This window comes from Pseudomonas emilianonis (assembly GCF_023072625.1).
Taxonomy (GTDB): Bacteria; Pseudomonadota; Gammaproteobacteria; order Pseudomonadales; family Pseudomonadaceae; genus Aquipseudomonas; species Aquipseudomonas paraveronii.
This window is the reverse complement of record NZ_JAKNRV010000518.1, coordinates 1-2,776: the sequence shown is the minus strand read 5'-3', so window position 1 is coordinate 2,776 and position 2,776 is coordinate 1. Positions and strand designations below refer to the sequence as shown.

The 2,776-nt window shown below is 59.4% G+C and carries 2 protein-coding genes and 2 pseudogenes; 3 read left to right on the top strand and 1 reads right to left on the bottom strand.

Going from position 1 to position 2,776, the window contains the following annotated elements; translation table 11 throughout:
• Nucleotides 1–184: 184 nt before the first annotated feature.
• Complete coding sequence (locus L9Z73_RS28650) at nt 185–802, top strand: TPM domain-containing protein (protein ID WP_247408166.1); 618 nt, start codon at nt 185–187, stop codon at nt 800–802.
• 234 nt (nt 803–1,036) lie between these two features.
• Entirely contained in the window at nt 1,037–2,254 is a 1,218-nt protein-coding gene (locus L9Z73_RS28645; protein ID WP_247408164.1) for a class I SAM-dependent methyltransferase, read from the top strand.
• A gap of 157 nt (nt 2,255–2,411) precedes the next feature.
• On the opposite strand, the pseudogene L9Z73_RS28640 reads toward L9Z73_RS28645, so the two are convergent.
• Nucleotides 2,412–2,663, bottom strand: a pseudogene (locus tag L9Z73_RS28640) (EamA family transporter); the annotation flags it as partial.
• 12 nt (nt 2,664–2,675) lie between these two features.
• Here L9Z73_RS28640 and L9Z73_RS28635 point away from each other — a divergent pair.
• Nucleotides 2,676–2,776 (top strand): annotated as a pseudogene (locus tag L9Z73_RS28635) (bile acid:sodium symporter family protein); the annotation flags it as partial.

Below are 2,776 nucleotides of genomic sequence, written 5' to 3'. Positions count from 1 at the left end.
ATGGCGTGTATTTGGAGTCAGGTCTGGGGTTTATCAAGGCGTGGGAGCGGAGACTCATCCGTTCACAGTTTCGCCATGTCGATGTGAGGCCGCTTATCTAGGCTGTTGGAGCTTGTTCTGTTTTGCGGTGGCGGGGCTTCGGGTGGCTGGTGATGACAACAACTAAAAACGAGCGTTTACAACCATGGCACTACTGACTGAACACGAACAACGCCAGGTCGCCGAAGCGATTGCCCGGGTCGAGCAACAGACCGACGCCGAACTGGTGACCGTGCTGGCCGCGCGTGCCGATGATTACGCCTATATCCCGTTGCTCTGGGCCAGTCTGATTGCGTTGGTGGTGCCGGGAGTGGTGCATTACTTGTCGGGTTACCTGAGCATGTACACCTTGCTGTTGGCGCAGTGGGCGACGTTCATCGTGCTGTGCCTGGTGTTTCGCCTGCCTAAAGTCACCACCCGCTTGATCCCTCGCTCAGTGCGCCACTGGCGTGCCTCGAACCTGGCGCGCCGGCAGTTCCTCGAGCAGAACCTGCACCACACGCTGGGCGGTACCGGGGTGTTGATTTTTGTCAGCGAGGCCGAGCGCTATGTGGAGATCCTGGTGGATGACGGGATTTCCAAGCGCCTGGATGACAACAGTTGGGATGGCATCGTCAAGGCGTTTACCCAACAGGTGAAACAGGGGCAAACGTTGGCCGGGTTCATTGCCTGCATCGAAGCCTGCGGTGAGTTGCTCAAGGTGCATGTGCCGGTGACGCAGGCGCGTAATGAATTGCCCAATCGCCTGATCGTGCTCGAATAACCCATGTGGGAGGGGCGGTGCGACGATTCGACTTGCCCCCGATGGCAGTGTGTCAGTCAACATCTTCATGGCTGACCCACTGCTATCGGGGGCAAGTCGAATCGTCGCACCGCCCCTCCCACATTTGGATCTGCGGTTGGGGGCCCCAATCTTACCGTTGATCAAATAACCCCGTGCCCTCAGCCCCCATCCCCCCTAAAATGCCCGGCATTCCCAGCCCGAGGCGTTTTGTTCATGTCCGTCACCGCTCAACCTGCCCGCCCTGCGCCGGATCATCACGCCCAGTTCATCGAACTGCTGAGCGCAAGCCTTGCGCACAACGCCTTTATCAAACTGGTGCTGGCCAAGTACGTCGGTGAGGAAGCCGAGCTGCAACGGCTGATCATCAAGGCGGTGACGGTCAAGGAGCAGCCCTGCCTGTCCTTTGTCTATCGCTATAAAACCCGCGACATCACCAAGAACTTCGCGGTGGCCGACGGCGTGGCGGCGATTGCCGAGTTGTTGCCGACGACGTTCAAGAACGCACACTTGCTGGCGCTGACCGACGAAGCCCAGTTGGAATACAGCAAGAAGAACAAAAGCTCGCTGTTCAAAAGCAAGCCGCAGCAATTGCGTGAGGCGCCGTCGGCCGAGCACAACCGCGAGAAGAATCGCTTCCTCGACCTGAGCCGGCCGTTCCTCGCCGACCTGGGCGTGACCGACGCCAAGCACGCGCTGATCCCGTCGATGTCGCGCAAGTGGAAGCAGATCAACAAGTTCATCGAAGTGTTCAGCCATGCGCTGATCGCATCACCGCTGAGGCTGGACCAACCGGTGCGCGTCGCCGATTTCGGCTCGGGCAAGGGCTACCTGACCTTCGCCATCCACGACTACCTGCGCAATACCCTCAATGTCGAGGCCGAGGTCACCGGCGTTGAATTGCGCGAAGACATGGTTGCCTTGTGCAACACCGCCGCCGCCCATCTCGAACACCCCGGGCTGGTGTTCACCTGCGGCGACGTGCGCAGCGTCGCACCGAGCGAGCTGGACGTGATGATCGCCCTGCATGCCTGCGACATCGCCACCGACTATGCGATCCACACCGGCATCCGTTCCGGTGCGTCGATCATCATGTGCTCGCCGTGCTGCCACAAACAGATCCGCCTGCAAATCCAGAGCCCGGTGCTGTTGAAGCCGATGCTGCAATACGGTTTGCACCTGGGCCAGCAGGCCGAAATGCTCACCGATAGCCTGCGCGCCTTGTTCCTGGAGGCCTGTGGTTATGAGACCAAGGTGTTCGAGTTCATCTCCCTGGAACACACCAACAAGAACAAGATGATCCTCGCGGTCAAACGCGCGGAACCGGTGGACAACGCGCAGTTACTGGACAAGATTCAGGCACTCAAGGACTTCTATCACATCACCGAGCACTGCCTGGAAACCCTTCTGCGTACCGACGATTACCTAGGCTGAACACGCAGCCAATGTGGGAGGGGGCTTGCTCCCGATAGCAGAGGGGCAGTCAGCACATGTGTTGCTGATAGGCCCCTATCGGGAGCAAGCCCCCTCCCACATTGATCGGTGTTGTGGTTTAGAGACCCGACGCCTTCACCGCCCGCCCCTCCCACAGTTAAATCGCATTGGCCTTTGAGATTGGCGCCGGCTGCACCGCCGTCTTGCGCCCCAGCATCACCGTTACGATCACCCCGCAGGCGAACAACCAGGTGATCGGTTCGATGTGTTCACCAAAGAACAGCGCCGAAAACGCGATGGTGAAGAAGATCTGCAACAGTTGAATCTGGCTGACCCGCGCAATGCCGCCCATGGCCAACCCGGCGTACCAGGCGAAGAACCCCAGGAACTGCGAGAACATCGAACAATAAAGGACCTCCCCATGCGCGCACTCGCCGCCTTGAGTCGCTTCGTCGGCAATACCTTTGCCTACTGGGTGCTGATCTTTGCCGTGCTGGCCTTCGTCGAACCCGGCTGGTTCAT